General features: G+C 37.9%; 24 protein-coding genes and 1 tRNA gene. 15 read left to right on the top strand and 10 right to left on the bottom strand.

Annotation, left to right across the window (positions count from 1 at the left end):
• Positions 1-12: 12 nt before the first annotated feature.
• The 5 genes from DHW03_RS17830 (at position 13) to DHW03_RS17810 (ending at position 4,392) form a co-directional block, all read left to right on the top strand.
• Positions 13-453, top strand: a complete 441-nt coding sequence (locus DHW03_RS17830) for a response regulator (RefSeq protein WP_109927183.1) — start codon at positions 13-15, stop codon at positions 451-453.
• Positions 453-2,072, top strand: coding sequence for a hybrid sensor histidine kinase/response regulator (locus tag DHW03_RS17825; protein WP_109927182.1), 1,620 nt, complete (start codon positions 453-455; stop codon positions 2,070-2,072). Before DHW03_RS17830 ends, DHW03_RS17825 begins: the two co-directional genes overlap by 1 nt.
• Positions 2,073-2,602: 530 nt before the next feature.
• Positions 2,603-2,812, top strand: a complete 210-nt coding sequence (locus DHW03_RS19200) for a hypothetical protein (RefSeq protein WP_133248555.1) — start codon at positions 2,603-2,605, stop codon at positions 2,810-2,812.
• A gap of 616 nt (positions 2,813-3,428) precedes the next feature.
• Positions 3,429-3,791, top strand: coding sequence for a response regulator (locus DHW03_RS17815; RefSeq protein ID WP_109927180.1), 363 nt, complete (start codon positions 3,429-3,431; stop codon positions 3,789-3,791).
• 340 nt (positions 3,792-4,131) lie between these two features.
• Positions 4,132-4,392, top strand: coding sequence for a hypothetical protein (locus DHW03_RS17810; RefSeq protein ID WP_109927179.1), 261 nt, complete (start codon positions 4,132-4,134; stop codon positions 4,390-4,392).
• 7 nt (positions 4,393-4,399) lie between these two features.
• Here DHW03_RS17810 and DHW03_RS17805 read toward each other — a convergent pair whose 3' ends face one another.
• From DHW03_RS17805 to DHW03_RS17780, 6 genes are all read right to left on the bottom strand, one after another.
• Positions 4,400-6,478 carry a CehA/McbA family metallohydrolase domain-containing protein gene (locus DHW03_RS17805; RefSeq protein ID WP_109927178.1) on the bottom strand — a complete coding sequence of 693 codons (2,079 nt, stop codon included), beginning with the start codon at positions 6,476-6,478 and terminating at the stop codon, positions 4,400-4,402.
• A 122-nt stretch (positions 6,479-6,600) separates the two neighbouring features.
• Positions 6,601-7,242: a hypothetical protein gene (locus DHW03_RS17800; RefSeq protein WP_133248554.1), complete on the bottom strand. Its 642-nt coding sequence runs from the start codon at positions 7,240-7,242 to the stop codon at positions 6,601-6,603.
• Positions 7,243-7,375: 133 nt separating this feature from the next.
• Entirely contained in the window at positions 7,376-7,672 is a 297-nt protein-coding gene (locus tag DHW03_RS17795) for a GNAT family N-acetyltransferase (RefSeq protein WP_109927241.1), read from the bottom strand.
• A gap of 31 nt (positions 7,673-7,703) precedes the next feature.
• On the bottom strand, positions 7,704-7,967 hold the full coding sequence (locus tag DHW03_RS17790; protein WP_109927176.1) for a hypothetical protein: 264 nt from the start codon (positions 7,965-7,967) through the stop codon (positions 7,704-7,706).
• A gap of 103 nt (positions 7,968-8,070) precedes the next feature.
• On the bottom strand, positions 8,071-8,871 hold the full coding sequence (locus DHW03_RS17785) for a response regulator (RefSeq protein WP_109927175.1): 801 nt from the start codon (positions 8,869-8,871) through the stop codon (positions 8,071-8,073).
• A 26-nt stretch (positions 8,872-8,897) separates the two neighbouring features.
• Positions 8,898-9,599 (bottom strand): LytR/AlgR family response regulator transcription factor, encoded by a 702-nt coding sequence (locus DHW03_RS17780; protein ID WP_109927174.1) that lies wholly within the window; start codon positions 9,597-9,599, stop codon positions 8,898-8,900.
• 238 nt (positions 9,600-9,837) lie between these two features.
• Here DHW03_RS17780 and DHW03_RS17775 point away from each other — a divergent pair, with 238 nt between their 5' ends.
• The 5 genes from DHW03_RS17775 (at position 9,838) to DHW03_RS17755 (ending at position 15,335) form a co-directional block, all read left to right on the top strand.
• The gene (locus tag DHW03_RS17775) at positions 9,838-10,464 is read left to right on the top strand and encodes a peptidase M16 family protein (protein ID WP_109927173.1); all 627 of its coding nucleotides are present in this window, start codon (positions 9,838-9,840) and stop codon (positions 10,462-10,464) included.
• 139 nt (positions 10,465-10,603) lie between these two features.
• On the top strand, positions 10,604-11,953 hold the full coding sequence (locus DHW03_RS17770; protein WP_109927172.1) for a M20/M25/M40 family metallo-hydrolase: 1,350 nt from the start codon (positions 10,604-10,606) through the stop codon (positions 11,951-11,953).
• Positions 11,954-11,995: 42 nt separating this feature from the next.
• Positions 11,996-12,463 (top strand): TspO/MBR family protein, encoded by a 468-nt coding sequence (locus tag DHW03_RS17765; RefSeq protein WP_109927171.1) that lies wholly within the window; start codon positions 11,996-11,998, stop codon positions 12,461-12,463.
• Positions 12,464-12,510: 47 nt separating this feature from the next.
• Positions 12,511-14,808, top strand: coding sequence for a patatin-like phospholipase family protein (locus DHW03_RS17760; protein ID WP_240618569.1), 2,298 nt, complete (start codon positions 12,511-12,513; stop codon positions 14,806-14,808).
• A complete protein-coding gene (locus DHW03_RS17755; RefSeq protein WP_109927170.1) occupies positions 14,805-15,335 on the top strand; it encodes a hypothetical protein in 531 nt (176 codons plus the stop codon). Before DHW03_RS17760 ends, DHW03_RS17755 begins: the two co-directional genes overlap by 4 nt.
• 88 nt (positions 15,336-15,423) lie before the next feature.
• Here the strand turns inward: DHW03_RS17755 and tamL are convergent, their stop codons facing one another.
• Positions 15,424-17,850, bottom strand: coding sequence for a translocation and assembly module lipoprotein TamL (gene tamL / locus DHW03_RS17750; RefSeq protein ID WP_109927169.1), 2,427 nt, complete (start codon positions 17,848-17,850; stop codon positions 15,424-15,426).
• Between tamL and DHW03_RS17745 the strand changes: the two genes are divergently transcribed.
• From DHW03_RS17745 to DHW03_RS17730, 4 genes are all read left to right on the top strand, one after another.
• Positions 17,841-18,587, top strand: a complete 747-nt coding sequence (locus tag DHW03_RS17745; RefSeq protein WP_109927168.1) for a TrmH family RNA methyltransferase — start codon at positions 17,841-17,843, stop codon at positions 18,585-18,587. The genes tamL and DHW03_RS17745 overlap by 10 nt on opposite strands.
• Before the next feature lie 68 nt (positions 18,588-18,655).
• Positions 18,656-18,729, top strand: a tRNA-Cys gene (locus DHW03_RS17740).
• A 33-nt stretch (positions 18,730-18,762) separates the two neighbouring features.
• Positions 18,763-18,933 carry a spore protein gene (locus DHW03_RS17735; protein ID WP_109927167.1) on the top strand — a complete coding sequence of 57 codons (171 nt, stop codon included), beginning with the start codon at positions 18,763-18,765 and terminating at the stop codon, positions 18,931-18,933.
• 100 nt (positions 18,934-19,033) lie between these two features.
• Positions 19,034-19,699 (top strand): DNA alkylation repair protein, encoded by a 666-nt coding sequence (locus tag DHW03_RS17730; RefSeq protein WP_109927166.1) that lies wholly within the window; start codon positions 19,034-19,036, stop codon positions 19,697-19,699.
• A 438-nt stretch (positions 19,700-20,137) separates the two neighbouring features.
• Here DHW03_RS17730 and DHW03_RS17725 read toward each other — a convergent pair whose 3' ends face one another.
• The 3 genes from DHW03_RS17725 to DHW03_RS17715 form a co-directional block, all read right to left on the bottom strand.
• Positions 20,138-21,166 (bottom strand): quinone-dependent dihydroorotate dehydrogenase, encoded by a 1,029-nt coding sequence (locus DHW03_RS17725; protein WP_109927165.1) that lies wholly within the window; start codon positions 21,164-21,166, stop codon positions 20,138-20,140.
• A gap of 114 nt (positions 21,167-21,280) precedes the next feature.
• On the bottom strand, positions 21,281-21,931 hold the full coding sequence (locus DHW03_RS17720) for an NAD(P)-dependent oxidoreductase (protein ID WP_109927164.1): 651 nt from the start codon (positions 21,929-21,931) through the stop codon (positions 21,281-21,283).
• A 64-nt stretch (positions 21,932-21,995) separates the two neighbouring features.
• Complete coding sequence (locus tag DHW03_RS17715) at positions 21,996-22,406, bottom strand: Rrf2 family transcriptional regulator (RefSeq protein WP_109927163.1); 411 nt, start codon at positions 22,404-22,406, stop codon at positions 21,996-21,998.
• 205 nt (positions 22,407-22,611) lie between these two features.
• Here DHW03_RS17715 and DHW03_RS17710 point away from each other — a divergent pair, with 205 nt between their 5' ends.
• Positions 22,612-24,519: an ABC-F family ATP-binding cassette domain-containing protein gene (locus tag DHW03_RS17710; RefSeq protein ID WP_109927162.1), complete on the top strand. Its 1,908-nt coding sequence runs from the start codon at positions 22,612-22,614 to the stop codon at positions 24,517-24,519.
• The last annotated feature ends 273 nt before the right edge of the window (positions 24,520-24,792 follow it).

Below are 24,792 nucleotides of genomic sequence, written 5' to 3'. Positions count from 1 at the left end.
AAAAATTAAAATATGAATTACAATAATGTAGAAATCCTTTTTGTTGAAGATAGCCGAGACGATGCAGCCTTAACCATCAGAGCACTTAAAAAAAGTGGCTTTACCAATAAACTTCACCACGTGATTGATGGTGCAGAAGCATTAGACTTTATTTATTGCAGAGGTACTTACGTTTCCCGATCTTTAAAAGACCTACCGAAACTAATTTTATTGGACGTTAAAATGCCCAAGGTATCTGGCATACAGGTTTTGGAAAAACTAAAATCTGATGTGGATTTGAAATCCGTTCCGATTGTGATGCTTACGTCCTCCAACGAGGGGCCAGATATTGAGCAATGTTTTGCTTTGGGCGCAAACAGTTATATTGTTAAGCCTGTAGATAGCGATAAATTTTTTCAATCGATAAAAGAGTTGGGCTTATATTGGATGATTCTTAATCAACCCTCAACCTAATGTCAACGCTAATTCACCCGATATTACGCATTCTTCTGCTGGAAGATAGCGATACAGACGCCGATCTGATTTGTCGCGTGCTCAAAAAATCGGGTTTACTTTTTGATATTCGCATTGTTTCTAATCGAGAGCGTTACGAAGAGGCACTAACAGATTTTTTGCCTCAGCTTATTCTTTCAGATTATGCACTACCCGCTTTTGACGCGGTGAGTGCATTCCGTATGAAACAGACAAATTTCTCACACATTCCATTTATCATCATATCAGGCATTATTGGCGAAGAAAATGTTGTCGAACTAATCAAAGAAGGCGTTACCGATTACGTTTCTAAAAACAGCCTACCCACTTTGCCTTCCAAAATATCACGTGCTATTAGAGAGGCCGACGAAAAAAGAGAAGCCGAGCAGCATGCCTTAGATTTGGCTATACTTTCTGCCAGATTAAGGAAACGTAAAGAAGAGTTGCTAAATTCAAATAGGCTGCTGCAAGATGAAAAAGAAAAGGTTAAAGCCATTAACGCCGAACTTCACCTGCTCAACGCAGAGCTGGAAGAGCGAGTGAGCACACGCACAAAATCTTTAGAAGATAGCGAAAGTCAGTTTAGAAGCATGATGGAAACCATTCCACAAATCGCATGGACCAATACCCATCAAGGAAAAATGATTTTCATCAATCGCAGATGGTCAGACTATACCGGTTTTTCCGAAAAGCAAACTGGTCCGAAAATGATCAATCGCCTCATTCACCATGAAGATTTAAAAACATCTTTCAGGCTATTTGGCGCCATCCTTGCCGATGGTTTAGGGGGAGAGTTTCAAGTGCGCATACGCCGCGGCGATGGCGTTTACCGCTGGCATCTGGTGCGACTTATGCCCATCGAAAAAGGTTCGCAAGCCAACCAAATTTGGATTGGTACGGCTACCGATATTCAGGAGCTTCGTTTATTGCAACAGCAAAAAGATGATTTTATAAGCATTGCAAGCCACGAACTTAAAACCCCAATCACCAGCTTAAAACTATCCCTTCAACTTTTAGATAAGATTAAAGAGAGCAATTCTGCACGCATCCCTGCACTGGTAAACTCTGCAAACAAGAGCTTAGAGAAAGTAAACGTATTGATTGAAGACCTCCTCAATGCCGGTATGGCAAGCGAAGGGCAACTGCACATCAGCAAAAGGAAAATACCTTTAGCAGAAATCGTTTGCGATGGATTCAAGCATCTAAACACCGAAGGGCGTTATGCGGTTAAACTTTCTGGCGATCTTGATATAGAAATTGAGGCTGATCCGGTTAGGATAGGTCAGGTAATCACAAATTTTGTAGATAATGCCGTAAAATACGCGCCACTATCCTTCGAAATTCAGGTGCATATTGAAAAGCAAGCAGAGAAGATTAAAATTTCTGTGAAAGATAATGGCCCAGGCATCAGGCCGGAAAACCTCCGTCATCTTTTTGATCGCTATTATCGGGTTGACACCAGCGGGAGCAGTTATAGTGGCCTTGGCTTAGGCCTTTTCATTTGCGGCGAAATCATTCGTTCGCATCAAGGCGAAATTGGCGTAGAAAGCCAACTCGGTTCCGGCTCAACCTTCTGGTTTACACTGCCGCAGCAAAAATAGAAGCTTGCTTCACACATTTTAGCTTTCGAAGGCTATTTATTTGATTGGATAAGCCACACAGAAATTATTTCTTTTATTTTGGAAAGGTGCTGTACTGCTTCATCGCTCGCCGCAGTCCGTCTTTCCGCTAAATCCCCGATTGAAAAAATCGGGGGATACCGCTTCAATACGGTTTAGGAACGCAGGCTTTTACAAATAGCCATTGGGCTATTGGTTTAATAATCATTTGGGGAACCCCTCAAACACTCAAACAATCGTTAACACTGTTTGGGAAGATGCCTATGCCAAGCACATCAAACAGAAGTAAAATAGACCCGATTGTAATGAAGCCATTCTTCATGGCGTAATGGAAAGCGGGACAGTAGAAACCGACAGGCATTGCAACTGCTCTCCAAGTTTTGAATACATGCTTTGAGTGGAGGCAAGTTTATTTCCTTAGATCAGCCACACCGAAATTATTTTTTCCAATTTGGAAAGGTGCTGCACTGCTTCTTCGCTCACCGCAGTCCGTCTTTCCGCTAAATCCCCGATTGAAAAAATCAGGGATACCGCTTCAATACGGTTTAGAAACGCAGACTTCTACAAATAGCCATTGGGCAATTGGTTTAATAATCATTTGGGTAACACATCAACCAACACTCAAACAATCGTTAACACTGTTTGGGAAGATGCCTATGCCAAGCACATCAAACAGAAGTAAAATAGACCTGATTGTAATGAAGCCATTTTTCATGGCGTAATGGAAAGCGGGACAGTAGAAACCGACAGGCACTGCAACTGCTCTCCAAATTTCGAATACATGCTTTGAGCGGAGACAAGTTTATTTGGTTGGATCAGCCACACAGAAGTTATTTCTTTTATTTTGGAAAGGTGCTGTGCTGCTTCTTCGCTCACCGCAGTCCGCCTTTCCGCTAAATCCCCGATTGAAAAAATCGGGGGATACCGCTTCAATACGGTTTAGAAAGGCAGGCTTTTCCAAATAGCCATTTGGGCAATTGGTTTAATAATCATTTGGGTAACACATCAACCAACAGTGAAACAATCGTTAACACTGTTTGGGAAGATGCCTATGCCAAGCACATCAAACAGAAGTAAAATAGACCCGATTGTAATGAAGCCATTCTTCATGGCGTAATGGAAAGTGGGACGGCAAAAACCGACAGGCACTGCAACTGCTCTCCAAATTTTGAATACATGCTTTGAGCGGAAACAATTGTAACATACACCGCCTTTCTAATGCCAAATCACACACCTTTTTAGAATAATAATCATCAATAAATCAATTAATTACGGATTAACATTTAAAAACTAAATCGATTTTATATGTTTGTAATACTAACTTAAATATAACCTCTTATGCCGAAACAAATTATGATTGTTGAAGACAATGATGAGATCCGAGAGATGTTAGAGTTCCTTCTTCAAAGTGAAAAATATACCGTATGTTCATTTGCTGATGCTGCTGGTTTTAGAGCACAGATTTCAAAAGTTAGGCCCGATGCGCTTATCTTCGATGTATCGCTTCCGGATGGAAATGGTTTAGACCTGTGCAAAGAACTGAGATCGGATCCTGCAACCGTGCATCTCCCAGTAATCATTATGTCTGCCTCAGGCGATCTTTCGGCCATGAGTAGAGCATGCCAAGCAGACGACTTTATTAAAAAGCCTTTTGATATATACGATTTCATCTGCCGTGTAAAAAAACAAATGGTGGGTTGATCATTATACCTTAAAGAAATACACTTCAACAAATATTGGATTGGGGGTAGTTTCCTATTAAATTAATTTCTAAGATGACAGGAATTTATTTACACAATTTTAGTATTGGCCTAAGCAAATTTCAAAACCAATTATAAATCTGTTTGTTACTTTTGTAATTCCTTCATGTTTGAGCGCATGTAAGGGGTTTAGATGGAACGGGCTTGTTAGCTCGTTCCTTTTTTTTTCGCCAATTGAGCAGATTCAACTTTCGCTTAACATTAAGTCACATTCATGTTACCAAGAACAATAGGGTAAAATTACCGTAGTATTAATTAGAGATAAATAGGACTTTTAACGCATGGAAAGTTCAGACAACATAAGCAAAATGAGTTCCTTTTTAAGAAAGGTTAAACAACTTAGGGGTTTTGGCGATATGGATTCTTACAGTTTGGTTAGAGAGTTCAAAAATTTGGTCAATGCATCTGATGGAGAAATTGAGAACATTATCGAAAATATGGCTTCTCCTCAAACTTGGAATTATGGCAAAAATGCATTCATTCAAAACGTAGAAAACATTATTCAGGATATTGCAGCTGAAAAAATGCTAGAGCTATCCTAACCACCAATTATTCTAACCATACCATTTGTGTAAAAGCACCATTTGCAGCAATATCCCAGGCTTCAACCCGTACCCAGGTTTTGCCCTTTAAGTTAATGGGCAAACTAAAGTTTTGCTTTCCAAATGCTTGAGTCTGATTTAAACTTATCCGTTCGCGATATACTTTATTTCCGTCGCCAGAAATGATTTCTAGATAATTGAGCGGAAAAGTCCAATTAAGTTCTATATTAACCATTGCCTTAGCTAGGGGATTGAGTTTTAAAACCGTTCCAGCTGGTTTGCCATTGATGTTAAATTTTGGGATGAGTACCTCCCCCGTTGATACAAAAAATCTTCCATTTTTAATTACATCTAAAACGGGTTGCCATCCATCTTCATATCGTGGAAGTTTATCCATTTGAAGGTAATTTACATTTAAATGCGCATACATCTCATTCTGTTCGGTAATGGTAAAAATATCTGCTTCAGAAATGACATGCTTTTTTAAGCCCCAATTGGCCATATCATCCATTAAATCAAGTACACGCTTACTTAGAGTGGGCAGAGAGAGGTCTGCGGGAATCGCTTTCCAAGCGGCACCCATATAGGTATCCGACTTAAAGAAAGCCTCATCTTTATATCGATCAGGATAACCCGTTGATGCCTTTGTACGGGCATGAGCTACCCAGGCCAATCCCTTTTCTTGCTCTAATAATTTCAGCATTTCATCTTGATTACCAACGTGATATACTTCCCCATACTTACTATCATTTACTTGAAATGGCGTATTGTCTTTTCTAGACATTATCCAATAAATCGGTTTTGGAAACAAAGCAAGCCAATGGCCACCATAAAAATTATTTGCTTCTTCGCCTGGTAAGAGCAGAAAATTAGGATCAGATAAACGCCGTGTTTGTTCAAATAGCGAGTTTAATTCTTTCAAACGTGTACTGTCTGGACCTTTAGGATGGCCAGGTCCATGAAACTCCGCAAGCTTTACAATATTCAAGCCTGCATTTTTTAATACTTCTACAAACTCAGGTTTTTCTGGAACGGGTTTGCCACTAAGTGCCACGTCAGAAATAAATTCATTATGAAAATGACTTGCCATCGTTTTATATCCCTGTAGCGGCGCATAGGTATCGTTATGCGTAAACTGCTTAACTTCGTTTAATGTTGCTTCGGCTTTTTTGGTAGAAATTAGGCAGAAAAAATTTAATCGTTGCTTTGTATTGGGTTTTGCATTGAACCATGGTACATAACGTTTATCGCCCAGTGGATCTTGGCGAATACCAATACCAAACCCTGGTACTAGGTTCAAATAGTGGCTTCCATACCATGTAAATTTGAGGTTGAAGGCTTCATCCAAAGGGTAAAAGTATTGATGCGGCGCTGGAAATAAGGCTAAACTACCGCCTTCATTCTCTCCAATTACGGTACGATATTTAACTTCCAAATTTTTGCTCTCATCTGTTAGTGAAGGTTTTGCAAATTGAATTTTCTTTTTCACATCAGACCAAGCAATGCTTCCCCAAACATCGGTTTTACTGGTTAAGCCTGCATCGTACAAAATGGCGGTAGAATCTGCCGTTGTAGAAACTACAGCTGCTACGTTAAATAGCGGGCTACCGTTAAACAAGGTAATTTCCAAGTCACCACTAAAGCTCTGGGATTGAAGCTGAGAGATCTTGATTATCGTTCTTGAGCCATTTGTTTCCACAGAAGCTTTACGTTTATCAAATTTGATGAGGTTGGTGGTGTAAGGTTTCGAAGGTACTTTATCAAAAAACACGTCCCAGCCACCACTTGATGCACTAAGCGTTCTCTTTCCAACTCGAAGTATGAAAGCTGGGTCAAGGTTTCGCGCAACCACCTTAAAATCGCCATTTTGGTTTAACAAAATGCGATTGAACAAAGGCTTATCTTGATCAAGATCTAAAATCATTTTCCCGATAGTTTTTTGCCCCGTTGGCCAAGTCACGGTGATGAGCTTCTTATTTATAAAAATTTTTGATCCATTTTTCTTTAAGCGCGATAAATCTACTGGAACCTGGGCATATACAAACTGAACATTGACTAATAGAAGCCATAAAAGAAATCTTCTCATTTCGGATGATGTATTTAGGTTAGATCAAAAATTCTATTGCAAGATAATGTAGGTTAAACGTTTTACCTAATTTATCAGGAAAAATGTTAAGAGCAAAAAATGTGAGTTAATCTATATCCGCCTTAATAAATGCCCACAATTATTCGGTTATCATCTCCCGACACTTGTTTCAATTGCCCAAGTCTGTCCTCACCGTCGTATCTGTCAAAATAACTGAAAATAACATCACCTATCGATTTAACATTTCCGATAAGTTCGTCCTCTGAAAATCGATCGAAATAATCGACACCCATTCCATCGATTGATTTCACCTTACCAATCTTTTCTTCGCGGTCAAAGCGGTCGTAATAGCTTATAAGGGTATTGCCTAGGGATTTAATTTTCCCTAGTTCATTCGCATCCTGAAACCGGTCGTAATAAGTTATGTTTAAATCATTAATTGATTTGATTTTGCCTTGAATTTCCGTGGAACTGAATTGATCATAATAATCAAAGATAATGCTGCCTATCGATTTAAGTTTACCTTGTTTATCAATTCCATCAAATCTGCCGTAATATTTTATGGCTTGCCGAGCTGGGTAAACATCTAAAATTTCACCATTTAAATTCAGTGTTACTGTGCAACCATTTACATCAATATTTACAGATTGGATGCCAAGCTTGTAGTTTGAGTTCCCCACATTAACTGAAGAAAAGCTTTGCGCGCTCGCCATGAGCCCTATGCCCATCGCTAAAATGAGCAAGAAATTGCGTTTAAAATTCATAATTATTCCATTTGTGTGTAGGATAAATATAATCATTACAGCCAAAAAATTATTTTCCAAGCAAAAAATAGTTGAGCAAAAAAAATCTCCAACCTGACGTAGATTGGAGATTTCAAATAGATATGGGTATAAGCTAATTTTCTTTTTTCCAAATATCGGCGTATAAATCTGGATGACGATTAAATTGGGCATGAACGTAGGGACATAATGGAATTACTTTAAGGTTCTGTGCTCTGGCATAGGCAACCATCTCAGCAAGCAGTTGGCCTGCATATCCATTTCCCGATTGATCCTCATCTACCTCTGTGTGGTAAACTGTTAAATCATCACCACTTATTTCGACAATCATTTCTCCGATTTTTACTTCTTCAAGATATAAATTGAATGCACTCGGCTCATTCGGAAAGGTTTCAAATTTTATTTCTGCCATCTTAATTTTTATGAAAAATCGAATTTTGGATTTAAAAATCAACCTCAGTTAAAAGCAGTCCTCTTTCCCCTGTTGAGGTTTCTATGGTGTGCAAACCTTTGGCCGATTTCTTAGACAACTCAATCGCCTTTATAATTAAATGCTTTGCAGAAAACCGGAGATTATTTTGCAAACATAAAAGATAATCATTATCTACTTTGTGAAAATCGTAACTGTAACCATTCTTTTGAAGGTTAATGATACTGTTTGTTAGAGATGGATTAAAAATTCTTAATCCTTTTTTTTTGCCTGTCATAATCCATCAAATATTTTAGATTAAATCATCATAATAAATATAGCAATAAGAAATACAAAATGAAAAAATTATAAACAATTGAATTTCAGATGACTAAGAACAACTAACCCGCAGATGCTAAAAATTCTCTCGCCTCATCCCTAGCCCTTTTACAAACTAAACTGATAATTCCAACTCGTGCTTTAAGCTGTTCGAAATTTAGGGCTTTTCTTTCTATGGCATCTAAATGAGCGCCAAGTTTTGAACGCATACCCATGATAAAAATAGTGGAGTGCATTTGGTGCGCCACAAATTTCAGTTCTGCCACATTTTCGTTTACCAAACACTCATCTAACTTGTTTAAATTTTCAGAAATCTTTTCGCAGAATTGTTCTGTTAATCGCTTCTCAAACACTTTATCGCCCATGCTAATTTGCTTCAAATAGTCAAAATCTATAGTTCGGTATTCTGGAACTTTATTGATTTTTTGCTGTTTGGAGGCTGCCTGAGTAAAGATTTCTTGAGGTAGAAACTGCGAAAGCACAGCCACTAACTCCAGCTTACTTATGGGCTTGGAAAAACAGGCATCCATACCCGTTTCAAAACATTGATCTTTCACCTCGTCAATCTCGTGCGATGTTATTGCCACAATTGGGGTATCTATATTTAAAACCTCTCTAATTTCTTGAGCGGTATTGTAACCATCCTTTATTGGTAGCTCAATATCCAATAAAATAAGCTTATATTTTTGTTTTCTAAGTTTTTCAATGGCTTCAAAACCATCACTTACAACATCATAACTCACCAAGTATTCTTTAAAGTAATAAGCAAATAGTTTTTGATTGATGGGATTGTCTTCTACCAACAATAAATCAATAGAGTTATTTTGAACGTCGTTTTTCAAATTTTCTTTTTCACAGATCATAATAACATTTTTAAATAAGGTTTATTTTAAAGTATGTGCAACCTTTTATTTAAGGCTGAACGGTAAGCATCAGAAACTGGAACGAAGTTTTTGTTTATAACCAACGTGCTGCCTTCTACAGTATCTATTTTGCTTAGGTTAACAATAAATGACCGATGCACCCTGGAGAAAGTGTCGGCAGGTAATTTATCTTCTACTGATTTTAAGGAAGAATGAATGGAATGAATTTTATCCACCAAATAAATTTTAACATAATCACCCTGTGCCTCCAGGTAACAGATATCATTTAACTTAATACGTCTTATTACATTAGAATCCCTTATGAAAATAAATTCATCTTTCCTCAATCCTAAAAAAAAAGCACTGTTCTTGTGTTTGTAAAGGCTTTTTGCCTTAATAACCGAACGTAAAAAGCGATCGGGTGAAACAGGTTTTGTAATATAATCCACAACATTCAAATCAAATGCTTCGGCCGCATAGTCTTTCTTAGAGCTAATAAAAATGATTAATGGTTTGGTTTGCCCAAGGCCTTTAACCAACTCTATCCCAGAGATCCCTGGCATTTCCACATCTAAAAAAATGAGATCAATTTTATTGGTCTCAATGCATTGGTAGGCTTCATTCGCATTTTTACATTCGGCAACCAGGTTAAGCGATTCCTCAAACGTAACCAAGTGTTTAATCACACTTCTACAAATTATATCATCATCAACTATGAGGCAGTTCATCTAGCTTTCAACTATTTCCGAATTAAATCTAATACAACCTATTGAGAAACTTTTAGATATTCTACTAATGAACAAAATGAATAAATTTCCAATTTTTAAAAACCACCAAATAATCCAACCCGTATATTACCGCATTCAACTATTGTTTATGCCTTTATATCTCTCTACCATGGGCTTAACCAAATCGCAAGCCTAATTTTGCTGAAAATTAAATTGGATATAACATATTAAAACACGAATGTACAAGCTAAAAACAACCCTATTATCTGCTCTAATTCTACTATCATCTCTATATACTAATGCACAAAATGGTTATAAAGAGCCCATTAATTTTAAGTTAAAAAACGGTATGACCATCATTGTTTCCGAAAATAGTCGATCGGAAAAGGCCTTCTCAAGCTTCACCTTAAATGCAAAAGCATTTCCAAATAAAAAAGATGGTGTGGTAGAATTGTTGAATGCAGTGTTTAACGTGGGTGTTCAAAAAAATACACACATCAGTTTTAAAGATCAAAGCGGAAAGCAATCTACTACTCGCACGGATTTGGATGCCGATTTAGCTGCATTTGCTTCATACATTGAACATGCACAGATTAATCAGAATACCTTTAATCTAGCTAAAGCTAAACTTCTAACAAGCTTAAAGCTTCAGGATTATGATTACGATCAAACCGTAACGGAGAAATCCATCAATGCCTTGTCTTTATCTGATGTTCAAGATTTTTACAACAGCATTACGCCAGATAAAACTTATTTAACCATTGCTGGTGATGTGAATTTAAATGACGCCAAAAACTCAGCAAAAAAAGCATTTGGAAACTGGAGCAAAGGAGAGTACAATACCATTGCATCGCTTTCAAAATAGTAAGTTGTCTTCCTTATATATCATTGGCCTTTCGATTGAATTCGAAAGGCTTTTTTATGTTTAAATTGTTACAGTTAACCTAATTTTATGCATAAATTCATTAAGATGAATCAATACATTAGTATTCTTATTCGGAAACATGAAAAAAATTTACTCCCTCATCATTTTACTTGCTTTAGGATTAACCGTTAAAGCTCAAACGATTGTCAATCGCAATACTGAAATTGAGAAAATGGTTAAGGCCGTTCAGCCCGACTCTTTGAAATCCTACATTTCTAAAATGGTATCTTTTGGAACAAGGAGCACCATCAGCGACATCAAAAGCAAAACAAAAGGAATCGGTGCGGCCAGAAACTGGGTACTTAGCAAGTTTAATCAGTTTGCAAAACAAGGTGATGGCAGATTAACCGCATTTTTAGATACCGTAACGCTAAAAGCCGACGGAAAGAGAGTTGATAAAGATATTCTTCTAGGCAATGCAGTGGCCATTTTAAAGGGGACGGATGCAAACGATAAAAGGGTGTATGTGGTGAGCGGACATTTAGATAGCCGTGTTACGGATGTGATGAATAGAACCAGCGATGCCCCAGGCGCTAATGATGATGGAAGTGGAGTTGCTGGTGTTATTGAAGCCGCTAGAATAATGAGTCAATATAAATTTGCTGCGACCATCATTTTTGTTGCCGTAAGCGGCGAAGAACAATCTTTATTGGGATCTGGTTATATGGCAATGAAGGCCAAAAAAGAAGGTTGGAACATTGATGCCATGTTAAATAACGACATGATTGGAAGCAACAACAGTAGTGAAACGCTGATTATTGACAACACCAAATTAAGAGTGTTTAGCGAAGGCTTGCCAAGTTTCGAGCTCGAAAAGAACGCAAAAAGCATTCGTCAGTTTGGATTAGAAAATGATGGAAAAAGCAGACAGTTAGGCCGTTACGTTAAAGAAATTGGCGAACGTTATGTAGATCAACTCGAAGTAAAATTAATTTATAGAAACGACCGCTTTCTACGTGGAGGGGATCATACACCTTTTGTAGAGAATGGATTTACAGCCGTTAGAATTACAGAGATGAACGAAAATTTCGATCACCAGCACCAAGATTTGAGAACAGAGAATGGCATTAAATACGGCGATTTACAAGAGTTTATGGATTTTGAATACCTCCGAAAAAACACAGCTGTAAATATTGCGGTACTTGCAAACCTATCAAAGGCACCGTCAGCCCCTACAGAAGTTAAGGTTGATGTGAAAAACTTGAGCAATTCTACCTTGCTGTATTGGAAAGCACCTTTAAATGGAATGGCAAAGGGCTACTACGTTTTAATGCGAGAAACCAGCAGCCCTGTTTGGGAAAAGAAATTTTTTACTAAAGCAACAGAACTTAGGGTACCCTACAGCAAAGACAATTATCTTTTTGCAGTTCAAAGCGTTGGAAACGACGATAGTGAGAGTTTAGGCGTAGTACCTAGTATCGGAAGGTAGAAAACTTTAGGTTTTCTCGTTGTTTAAACTCAAATTAGCGGTATGAAATTCTTGGCATTTATTTTAAACCTGGCATTAACCCTAAGCATTGGTGCATTGGGTGGTTTAGCAACGGCACAATCTGTTAAAGTTTGGTATCCAACCTTAAATAAGCCTTCATTTAATCCGCCGAATTGGTTATTCGCACCGGTTTGGACAACCTTATACATCTTAATCGGAATTGCAGCCTATTTGGTTTGGCTTAAGCGTAAAGAAATTGTGCACTTTCCAAGAACGGTTGCCATCTATCTAATCCAACTCATTTTAAACCTGGCCTGGTCGTTTATTTTTTTCTATTTACATGAAATTGGTTTCGCATTGGCAGAGATTATTTTAATGTTGATTGTAATTGTAGTGAATGCAGTTATGTTTTACAAAATCGATAAAAGGGCTGGATACCTATTTATTCCCTACATACTTTGGGTAAGTTTTGCATCATTTTTAACATACAACATCCTCATATTAAACTAATTTAAAAGAAAACCCTATTTTTAGGGGTGTTTACTTTTAAAAGATATTTGCTGATCCTATTCGTGTTGTGCTGTAACCAATTGCAGGCGCAGAAGGTTGGCCTTGTTTTTAGTGGAGGCGGCGCCAAAGGTTTGGCTCATATTGGTACGCTAAAGGCACTAGAAGAAAACCACATTCCGATAGATTACATCACCGGAACATCAATGGGTGGCATAGTCGGAGCCATGTATGCCGCAGGTTATTCTCCAGATCAGATCGAAAAAATTGCACTAAGCAACGATTTCCAAAATTGGGTGAATGGTCGTTATACAAGCGATTACACCTATTACTTCCAAAAAAACGAGGCTAACGCCTCTATGCTCAATGCTAAAGTTGTAATTGATACAGGCTTCCATTTTACTTTCCGCTCTAATTTAATTAACGATATCCCCTTAAATTTCGCCTTTTTAGAACTTTTTTCACAGGCTTCCGCAGCATCTAAGGATAACTTCGATAATCTGTTTGTACCCTTCAGATGTATGGTTGCAGATGTGCTCTCACAAAAAAGCATCACCGTAAGCAAAGGGAGTTTAGCCGAAGCCGTACGTGCCACCATGACAGTTCCAATAATTTACAGACCAATAAAATTAGACGGACAATATGTTTTCGATGGCGGACTTTACAACAACTTCCCTGCGGATGTGATGGAGAAAGAGTTTAAGCCCGACTATGTGATTGGTGCAAATGTTTCGTCAAAAACCTACAACGAATATCCCAAAAACAACGATGATCGATTGATGAATCGTTTTCTGGTATTTATGTTCCTTTCTAAATCAGACTCTACAATGATTGGAAAAAACGGAATTTACATTCAACCCGACTTAACCAATTATAGCGTTACCAATTTCAGTCCTGTTGAAGAGTTGATACAAAAAGGTTATAACGCCACCATGGCAGATATGCCAAGAATAAAAGCGCTAATCAGCAAAAGAGTAAGCGATGAAGAACTTGCCAAGCGTAGGGCGAAATTCAATAGTCAAAAACCTGAACTCGTTTTTAGCAACGTAACCGTGAGCGGCGTAAACAGTCAACAAAAAAAATACATCGAAAGACTTTTCAAAAGCGACAAGGAAACCTTTAATCTTCAAGATATTAAGCGAGGATATTACAAGTTGGTAGCCGATCAAACCTTTGAAACTGTATATCCCAGAATATCCTACCAAGCCGCAACGGATAGTTATACTTTTCAAGTCGTGGCCCAACCCAAAAAAAGCTTTAAACTGGGCGTAGGCGGCAACATTTCTACCCGCCCAATTAGCAATGTTTTTCTCGGTGCCGAATACAATTTCCTCAATAGAAAGGCATATACTTTTGGCACAAGTTTTTACTCTGGCCGCTTTTACGAATCGGTACAAGTTAATGGCCGAGTAGATTATCCAACAAAGCTCCCATTATTTTTGGCTGCAGAACTTACTTATAACCATTGGAACTACTATAATACCAGCCAGATTTTCATCGAAAACCCCCGCCCGATTTACATAGAACAATCTGACAGAAAAATAGATTTGATGGTGGGCTTGCCATTAAACTACAATACTAAAATTGTTCTTCACTCTACTTTTATAAACAACAGCGACCGATACAGCCCCAACAATACTTTCGCCGTTGGCGATTTACTGGACGAAACAAATTTTAACGGCTTTAGAGGATCAGTAAAACTCGAGAAAAACTCCCTCAATCGAAAACAATATGCAACGAATGGTCAAAGCTTCTCGTTGAGTTTTAATTATACCACAGGAAGGGAAAATTATGATCCAGGAAACATTTTCCGCAACACCCCTGGTTATCCAAAGGTTCCAGAATCCAGCCATATCCGCCATTGGGGAAGCATTAAGCTCACCCAAGAAAATTATTTTTTACATTTAAACAGATATACGCTTGGATATTTGGTGGAGGGCGTGATTTCAAATCAGCCCTTATTTAGCACCTACTACTCTACCCTTTTGGTAGCCCCCGCATTTTATCCCCTGCAAGATAGCCGTTCGCTTTTTCTTGATCGATTTAGGGCCACAACTTACCTTGCCGGCGGAATTAAAAATATTTATAATTTTAGAAAAAATTTAGATTTTAGATTAGAGGGTTATTTATTTTTACCCCACAAAGAATTTGAATTGAATAACTTCCAGGATGTAGATTATACAAAAGCAATTACTAAACTGCGTTATGCAGCCACAGCCGGCTTGGTTTACCATACGCCAGTAGGCCCTGTAAGCTTAAGTTATAACTTATATAACGATGCAGTAAAAAGAAATGGTGTATTATTGCATATTGGCTACTTAATTTATAATAAACGTTCTATCGAATGAAACGAATACTTCTACTATCCATTTTATGTTTAAGCGGATTTTTTGCTTCGGCACAAACCGCTGCCATTAATAATTTTTTGGTAAAAGAAAATCTACTTAAGAACAGTAAGCTGGCCATTATCTCCGCCGATTCTTTAAACAACCCAAATGAAAAAATTAACGGGATCTACACCTTCAGCGTTAGTGGCTTTACCCAAAGCCTAAAATTTAACGATGGGATAGCCGTTTTGCAGCTCCCAATTGCTAAATCAACGTTCGTTTACATCAAGCATCAAAACGATAGCGGTACGCACAGTAAGTTGGTATATGTGTATAAAAAAGAAGCCGATTTAACCCCCTATCCCATCAACAGTTTGTGGCTTTTTATCATCCCGATTGTGTTGGTTATTATCGCATTTGCTTTTAGGAAGCTGATTATTTTTGTTGTAATTGCATTTTTAGTATTCGTTTACTTCAACCACAGCAGCGGACTAAACTTAGCAACCTTTTTCGAAAGTATATTTGACGGATTGAAAAATCTATTTTGATGCTATTTTAAATCAATATTCAATTGCAACGCTCTATTAATGGCGTTAACCTAAATAAGATAAAGCTCAACTCCATCGATTAAATCTGTTAGAAAGGCATCCCGATACCGAAATTATATTGTATAAATCGGTAAGTATCAGGCGCATGTGTGAGATTGTATTTATTTTTAAAATCACGCGCTCCAGAAAGAAATTTTCCAATCACCCATTGTTCCGAACCAGAGAATTGAGGGTCTTTAAGTTTTAAGCCAATATCAAATCTGAAAACAAAATATTGAACATCATACCTTAAACCAAACCCTGTACCTATTGCCACTTGCTGAGCCAGCTTACTCAACTTAAATAAAGTAGCCTCGTTTGTGGTAGTCGCTCCATTTGCATCAGTAGAGGTTGTTTTGCTTACATTCCAAACGTTACCCGCATCAATAAAAGTAGCCCCTTTTAATGTAGCACCAAAGAATTTTTTGGCGAGCGTAAATCGATATTCAAAATTGGTTTCTATTTTAAACTCACCCAACTGATCCAGTCCAAAAAGTGATTTTCTTAACAAATCACTAGGCAGTACATCCCTGTTGTAATTTCCAGGTCCGATAGTTCTAGCCTGCCATGCCCGAATACCACTAGATCCACCAGCAAAAAATAGCTTTTCGAAGGGGATACCCGTAATTACCGAGTTTCCATAGGCATAAGCAATACCCGTATTTAAGCGAGCAATGAACTGTTTCTCTCCACCTAAAGATTTGTACCACCTCAAATCTACCTCAGGACGAACATATTGATTGAACGGCAAACCGAAAATCTTCGCTGGATCATTATTTGAGGGATCATTTTTTGCACCTGTAAGTTTTGATATGCCCTGAAGGAGGTTGCCTGCAATATCCATTCCCGCTCTTAGGTAAACAAAGGTTCTAAACTGACTTAACTTATCGGCATTTAAAGAATAGTTGTACTTCATGCCCAAGGTTAAATCTTTCCGAGCCAATAGCGCAGCATAATACAAGTTGTTTAAAACCGTAGTTGCATCCACACCATCAAATAGGTTACCAAATCTATACTCAAAATTCAACGGGGTAAAGGAGTGCAGTTTAGATTTGGTTTCAAACCAATCGTAAGTGATAGAGTTGATGAAAATACGCCTCACAGAAATATCCTGTTGCAAAGCATAAATGTAGCTTGAAGAAAATGTTGTATGCGGCATTCCATTCCCACCTAAAGTGGGATTATAAAAAGGAATCATCAAACGAGGCACAGTTATACTGGCACTAATGGAAAAATCGCGTTGGTAAATGTCTTTAAAAGGCGAAGTACCATTTCCAATTCGAGATTGCAAACCACCTTTAAGTTGAAGTTCAAACCGCTCTGCACCTCTAAACAAATTGTTATTGGTATAGGTATTACTTAAGTTAAATCCAATCGTACCACCATTAAAGGGCACCTCTCCCTCAACACGGTTGCTCATTACCTTCTGAGGAATCAACTGAATGATTGGGTTTATTTTGTTCGATGTACTGTCTCTGTTGAAATAAGTGATTTTTACATTCTTAAAAACATTCAGCTCATACAAACGATCGTAGGTTAAATTCTCGTTGCGAATGTCATACAGATCGCCTTGCTTTAAAAAATCGTACCGGGTTATGGGATTTCTTCGGTATCGCTTTGATAAATCCGTAAAAGACAATCCGCCCGAAGTATCTCTGCTCACATAATTTCGCAATGAATCTGGAAAACCATCAGGACTTGGCGCAATAACGAGGTAGGTGGTTCCAATGTTGTATTGCCTATGCTGCCCTTTTTCAGGATCAGTAACATTCAACCTTAAATCAACTTTGTTTGTTTTCGAAGAAGCTTCAGCGCCAACTACATCGAAATTAACATACGGACGAAGGAAATAAAAATACCCATTCTCTTTCATCACTCTGTGAATCTGCTCCCGTTCGTAACTCAAAGAATCCTCATCATACTGCATCCCCTCCCGAAGATGTGTTAATCCAGGCTTATTGGCATCATATAGTTGTTTAATCTTTGCATTGGGAATCGAGTTCGATAATCGATCAACAACATAAGCAGGCCCAGGCTTAGCTGTAAAATTCACCTCCGCCTTTTTGTCTTTAACTTTAATATCAGAAGTAACCTGAGCTTGAAAATAGCCCTTGCTTTTTAAAAATTTTTGGATTTGAGTACGGGAAATTTCGACCAAAGTGCTGTCTAAAATAGCAGGCGGCGTACCAAAGGGTTTAATGTTATTCGTTTTATAACGACCATCTTTCGTATTGAATAAATTGTAAAGCGGAACGTTTATGCTAAATGCAGAAGCTGGTCGGATGTCTTTTTGAACATAATTGTAGGCTTGCTCCTCAAATTTCTTGTCTATACTATCAATCGTAACTTTCTTAACGATAGATTGATAATCTGCGATGTATTTTGTTGATGAACATGCCTGCATTAACACAATAATAAATAGTAATATTGCAGGGCTTTTCAGTTTAATATTTATTAAGTATTTGTATGCTTTCAAAATCTCAGATCAGTTTTGTTAAATCGTTACATCAAAAAAAATATCGCAAAGAGCATGGATTGTTTCTGGTTGAAGGTATAAAATCATTTAAAGAATTTATACAATCGAGCTTCAAAATTCACAGCCTCTTCTATACAAGTGAACAATACATTTTGTTACCCAAATTGCCAGCAAATATAAACTTATTTGAGGTAAACAACGCTGAATTAGGCAAGATTAGTACATTACAAGCGCCACAAGGCTTAATAGCTTTGGTTTATATCCCTAAAAAGGAAAAAATAAATCATCAAGCGCTTAAAAATCAGTTTTCACTCGTGCTTGATGGGGTTCAGGATCCAGGAAATATGGGTACGATTATAAGAACAGCAGATTGGTTTGGATTTAAAAATATCATCTGCTCTGAAGACTGTGTAGAGGCCTACAATCCAAAAACCGTACAAGCCACCATGGGTTCATTGGCGAGAATAAACATCTATTACGAAGATTTAAATGAACTACTGGATGAAAACGACATTCCAGTTTTCGGAGCACTTTTGGATGGTCAATCTATTTACCAAACCAATTGGGGCAACGAGGGACTAATTATTTTAGGAAACGAGGGAAAGGGGATTTCTGATGATGTGATAAAAAAAATTAATCAACCTGTCACCATTCCTAGAGTTGGAGCAGCCGAATCTTTAAACGTAGCCGTTAGTGCTGCAATTTTTTGCGCTGAACTAGTGCGAGTTAAAAATTAAAAGGTATATTTATTCATTTATATTTGCTAGGTAAGTATTAATTGCTATTTTTGCACCCTTGAATTCAAGGTCGAGTGGCCGAGTGGCTAGGCAGAGGTCTGCAAAACCTTCTACAGCGGTTCGAATCCGCTCTCGACCTCCATTTGTACAAATAAAATTATAAAAGGTTATTACCATGGCAGTTACCAGATTAAAAAGAAAAGACAGAAGAAATAAAAACTTTGCTCAACAAGATGTAGATTTTTTAAAAAGAGCAACTAACATCGAGTTAGGAAGTCGCTCTGCACAACCTAAAAACGACCAATTGGCTAAAAACAACGCTGTTTTAGCTGCTTTGGCAAAATAGTTTTTAATCTTCTTAAGATTTAAAGCATCCTATTGATCACAGGATGCTTTTTTTTTGTGCCCAGAATTTCAATAAATTTATAGCATAAAATTTATCTGGTATGAATCTTCAAGAAACCATATCCACACTTAAATCACTTGCAGACGAAAAAGTCCGTAAACAACATTTAAAAAATGGAGCTAGAGAAAATCTCTACGGCGTCAAGATGGGCGACATTCGAGTTCTGGCGAAGAAAATAAAATCCAATCAAACCTTAGCGCTCCAACTTTGGAAAACAGAAAACATTGATGCCAGATTGCTGGCCATTTTGATACTCAAAGCGAAGGATTTATCCCCCAAAGATGTTGAAGATATGGTATCATCCGAATCATTTGCTTGGGCGGCTGATTGGTTATACAATTACATCATTAAAGAATATCCCGATAATGAACAATTTAGAGCGCGGTGGATGGACTCTGACGACAAAATGCTTGCCCGTGCTGGCTGGAGTTTAATGAGTGGACGAATTGCCAGACAACCAGAAGGTATAAACATCGCCGCTATTTTGGATCGCCTAGAAGCGGAAATGCCAAGTGCGGCACCAGAAGTTCAATGGACGATGAACACAACTTTAGCACAAATTGGCATCCACCATCCAAATCACCGAGCGAGAGCATTATCTATTGGTGAAAAACTTGGAATTTATTGCGATTACCCCGTTTCAAAAGGCTGCACCTCTCCCTTTGCACCTATTTGGATAAATGAAATGGTAAGAAGACAAAAATAGAGAAAGCTTAAAATCTTAGAAAACACCTTATTTACATTCGCAAAATCCCAAACATTTTCGCTAGATAAATCCAAAATTAAAATCGGCCAAATCTGTGTTAATCTGCGCTACCTGATCTGTGTTAACCTGAGGTAATGAATCTGCGTTTATCTGCGGGAAAAATTTTGATAAACATTAACCCTTAATAACCTAAGCAAGAAAAACTAAAATCTGCCTAATCTGCGCTACCTGATCTGTGTTAATCTGCGGGAAAAATTTTGATAAGCATTAACCCTTAATGACCTAAGCAAAAGAAAACTAAAATCTGCCTAATCTGCGCTACCTGATCTGTGTTAATCTGCGGGAAAAATTTTTTTTAAGCATTAACCCTTGATGACCTAAGCAAAATAGAACTAAAATCTCCCACAACACAACAATCAGTAATCCACCTAAAACACTCTAAACCAAACTTTTGCAGATTTGCTTAATCAACCCAGGCCCTTCATAAATAAAACCTGTGTACAACTGAACCAAACTCGCACCAGCATTAAGTTTATCTTGAGCATCCTGAGCAGAGTGGATTCCCCCAACGCCAATAATTGGAAAGGCTCTATTCGATTTTTCTGAAAGATATTTGATCACTTCTGTTGAACGCTCTTTTACAGGCTTACCACTCAAACCACCCATCTCCTCGACCAAATTTTTCTCCGTTGTGAGGTTATCTCTACTAATCGTGGTATTGGTAGCAATGATTCCTGCAATCCCCGTTTCCGCAACAATCTCAATAATATCATCTAGTTGAGCATCCGTTAAATCGGGGGCTATTTTCAATAAAATCGGACGAGCAATATCATTTTTACGGTTACGTTGCTGAAGGGTATTCAAGATTTTTTTAAGTGGTTCTTTTTCTTGCAATGCTCGCAAACCAGGTGTGTTGGGCGAACTTACATTCACCACGAAATAATCAACAACATCAAAAAGCCGATCGAAACATTTGATGTAATCACTAACCGCATCTTCGTTAGGGGTGGCTTTATTTTTACCGATGTTTCCACCAACAACAATATCAGGATGCTTATCTTTTAGTAGTCGCAGGCGCTCTGCCATCACATCAACCCCTTTATTATTGAAACCCATCCGATTAATCAGGGCCTCATCATTTGGCAAACGGAACATTCGGGGTTTATCATTCCCTGGCTGGGGCATCGGAGTAACGGTACCAACCTCAATAAAACCAAAGCCGAGATTGCTAAGCGCTTCCACATACTCACCATTTTTATCAAAACCTGCGGCTAAGCCAACAGGATTTCGAAACTTAATCCCAAAAACCTCTCTCTCCAAACCCTTGATGTGAACATCGAAACTACTTCTAATGATGGTTTTGCCGAGTGGAAATTTATCATTAAACCATTTTAACCGCTTGACAACGAAATAATGAACGTTTTCAGGATCAAATTTGAAGAATATTGGTTTAATAAGGCGATACATGCAACGAAGATAAATAAAATATGGAAAATGTAAAGATGGAAAGAAGGATAAAGGTATATTCCGCAATTGCCCCCTCACATTTTGCCATATTTATTCTAATCTGTTCATTTTTGTTTAGTAGGCAGCTGTAAATTGCTCCTGGTGGTGTGCGTTATTTTCCAGCTCATCAGCCAAAACGATCGACAAATCTTCGACAGATAAAATGGAACGACCATCCTCATTAAAAACAGGAGAAGTTTTTCCCAAGCGATACTTACCTGTACGACCAACCGTAATGCCAGGGTGCATTTCAATCGCCGGACTAAAAAACAACCAATCCAGTTCCTTTTCTTGTTTTAAAACCTTAAAATAATCTCTTACGGCAGATGCTCCAGGATAAATCTCTTTCGGAAATTGAGGGCCATCTACAAGTTGCTTGCCATCAATCTGCAAAGTGCCTGCACCCCCAATAAATATATAACGTTTCAGGCCAGAAGCTTTAACTGCTTTATGTATGGCCTCTGCGCCCCCGAGTGTTTCCTCATAAAGATTTGGATTGCTCCATCCTGGGTTAAATGCACTAATCACCGCGTCAGCGCCTTGTAACGCGGCTATTAATTTAACGGTATCCATTACATCAACAGCAACTTTGGTTACTTTTTTGTCTTCGCTTTCAATTTTATCAATATCGCGGGCTATTGCGATTACTTCATTTCCACGACTAACCAATTCGGTTAAGAGTGCTTTGCCAACAAATCCTGAGGCGCCTATTAATGCTACTTTCATTTTAATTGAATTTTAATTGAATTTTAATTGTAATATATTTTATGACAGTTTTGTTTAAAAATTTTTATTGGAACTTCGAAGTAAAATCTGCCAAGGTTTGACTGGATAGATTTTTAATTAAGGCGCTTTCCGCATCGCTGTAAAGGGTATCCAAGTGCTGGTTAATTTGACGACCAATTGGGCATTTTGGGTTCGGTTCATTTTTGCTTTGCCCGAGCAGATGATGGTTTCTTACAGCAAGGTACACCTCACCAAGATTGATATCAATCGCATTTTTAGCCAAATAAGATCCACCACCTTTCCCTTCCTTGCTATCTACAAAACCATGCTTGCGTAAATTCATGATTTCTTTACGAACCAAAACAGGATTAATATTAATGCTTCCAGCCAAATATTCTGAGCTCACAACCGCCCCCTTAGCATCGTCTAGCAAAGTGAGAATGTGCAAAGAAATGGGAAATCGGCTGTTGTTCATTCTGTAATTTTATTTGTTACAGTACAAAGGTAGATAGATTTTTATAGAATCCAAATTTAATTTTATGCTTTCAGCTTCAGTTTCTAGGAAGAAATGTAAAAATTTCGGGGTGCTTATGAAGATAAAAAGGAAGTAAAAATTCCATTAAACCTATTTCACTTTCCACCTAAAAAAAGCCTTTAAATTTCGTACTTTTGCAGCCGAAATGATTTCAATAAATAATTTAACATTCCTTATTGGCTCCAGAGCCTTATACGACGAAGCAAATTGGCACATCAAACCAGGCGATAGAGCCGGATTAATTGGAGCCAACGGGACGGGAAAATCTACACTTTTAAAAATAATTGTTGGCGAGTATGCCCCTACCTCCGGTACGGTTTCTATGTCTAAAGACCTGAAAATCGGTTACTTGAATCAGGATTTACTTTCATACGATTCTCATCATAGCATTTTGCATGTGGCCATGGAAGCTTTCGAGCGCCAAAATCAATTGCACGATGAAATTGAAGAATTGCTTAAAAAAATCGAAACCGATTATAGCGAAGAAGTTTTATATAAACTGAGCGATAAACAGCAAGAATTTGAAGCTTTGGATGGATACAACATCGAATACAGAGCAAACGAAATTTTAGCAGGTTTAGGATTCAGCACAGCAGACCAATTACGCCCGCTGAATACATTCTCTGGAGGATGGCGGATGCGTGTAATGTTGGCTAAAATTCTGCTTCAAACTCCAGACATTTTATTACTGGATGAGCCAACCAACCACATGGATTTACCTTCAATTAAATGGTTGGAAAACTATTTGATGGGTTTTGAAGGGGCTATTGTCATCGTTTCTCACGATAGATATTTCTTGGATAAGATTGTAAACCGCACCGTAGAATCTCGCAAGGGAAAACTAAATGTTTACGCCGGTAACTACAGTTTCTATGTTGAAGAAAAAGCACTTCGTGGAGAAATTCAGAAAGGTGAATTTAAAAATCAGCAAGCTAAAATTAAGCAAGAAGAGCGCCTAATTGAACGTTTCAAGGCAAAAGCGAGTAAGGCCAAAATGGCCCAGTCTCGAATGAAGGCTTTAGACAAAATGGAACGTGTAGATGATGTGGACGATGATAACCCAACCGTTAACTTCGCCTTTAAGTTTACGAAGCCATCTGGCAGACATGTTGTGCGCATTGAGCATGCAACCAAGCATTATCCAAACGTACACATTTTGCAGGATGCAGAAGCTGTAATTGAAAAAGGAGATAAAATAGCCCTGATTGGCGCGAACGGTAAAGGTAAATCTACCTTATTGAGAATGATTGCAGGAGCGGAGAAATTTGAAGGCTTTTGCGAAACCGGCCACAATGTTACTACCACATTCTTTGCACAGCATCAACTGGAATCACTCCACCTAGAGAATTCCATTTTAGAGGAATTACAAGCCTTTGCGCCTAAACATTCGGATACAGAGCTGAGAAGCATTTTAGGTTGTTTCTTATTTACAGGCGATGATGTTTTCAAAAAAATTAAAGTGCTTTCTGGAGGAGAAAAATCTCGAGTGGCATTGGCAAAATCATTAACTACCGATTCAAATTTCTTAATTCTGGATGAGCCGACCAACCACTTGGATATTCAATCGGTTAACATCTTGATACAGGCATTGCAACAATTTGAAGGTACCTTTATCGCGGTTTCTCACGATAGATACTTCTTAGATAATGTAGCCAATAAAATCTGGTTTATAGAAAACGAACAGATAAAGCAATACCCGGGTACTTATGCCGAATATGAAGAATGGAATAGCAAGCGCGTAATTCCCGCGTCTAAACCCATTCCAATCCAGATGCCAGAAAAAGTAAAAGAGCAACCAAAACCAGCGACTCCAAACTCGGCCAATCAGCTCAAAAAGTTGAATGAAGAATTGAAAAAAACTGAAACTTTAATTGCTGAGTTGGAGCAAAACGTTAAAAGTATAGAAGCAGAACTGGCAGATGAAAATGTTTATGGTAAGGCCGATAAATTGGCAGAAGCAAATAAACGTTACCTCGCCACCAAAAGTGAATTGGATAAAAGCCAAAGTAGATGGGAAGAATTGGCCGGAGAGATTATGGAATTAGAAGGTTAAGCAAAACGCCGACAGAATTAGGGAATGTATCATATTCAAGTTACGTCTGAGGTTAACAAATAATATTTTGTAGCAAAATCATAACGAATTCAAGAGTCAAATTCTGCTTTTGAATTTTTTAACGGTTATTTTTGTGTCTTTTGTGGTTCAAAATAAAATTTTGTCCGCTATAGTTAATTTGGTTTATGATACATCCTCTTTCTTAAAAATTTGAGGGGAAGCAAGGAAAATAAAGTCATCAGTTTCTTTTTAAACTTCAAATTAATTCAAAAA

Origin of the sequence: Pedobacter yonginensis, from assembly GCF_003173595.1 — a bacterium.
Lineage (GTDB): Bacteria > Bacteroidota > Bacteroidia > Sphingobacteriales > Sphingobacteriaceae > Pedobacter > Pedobacter yonginense.
The sequence above is the reverse complement of the archived record's forward strand: the minus strand, read 5'-3'. Positions and strand labels throughout refer to the sequence as shown.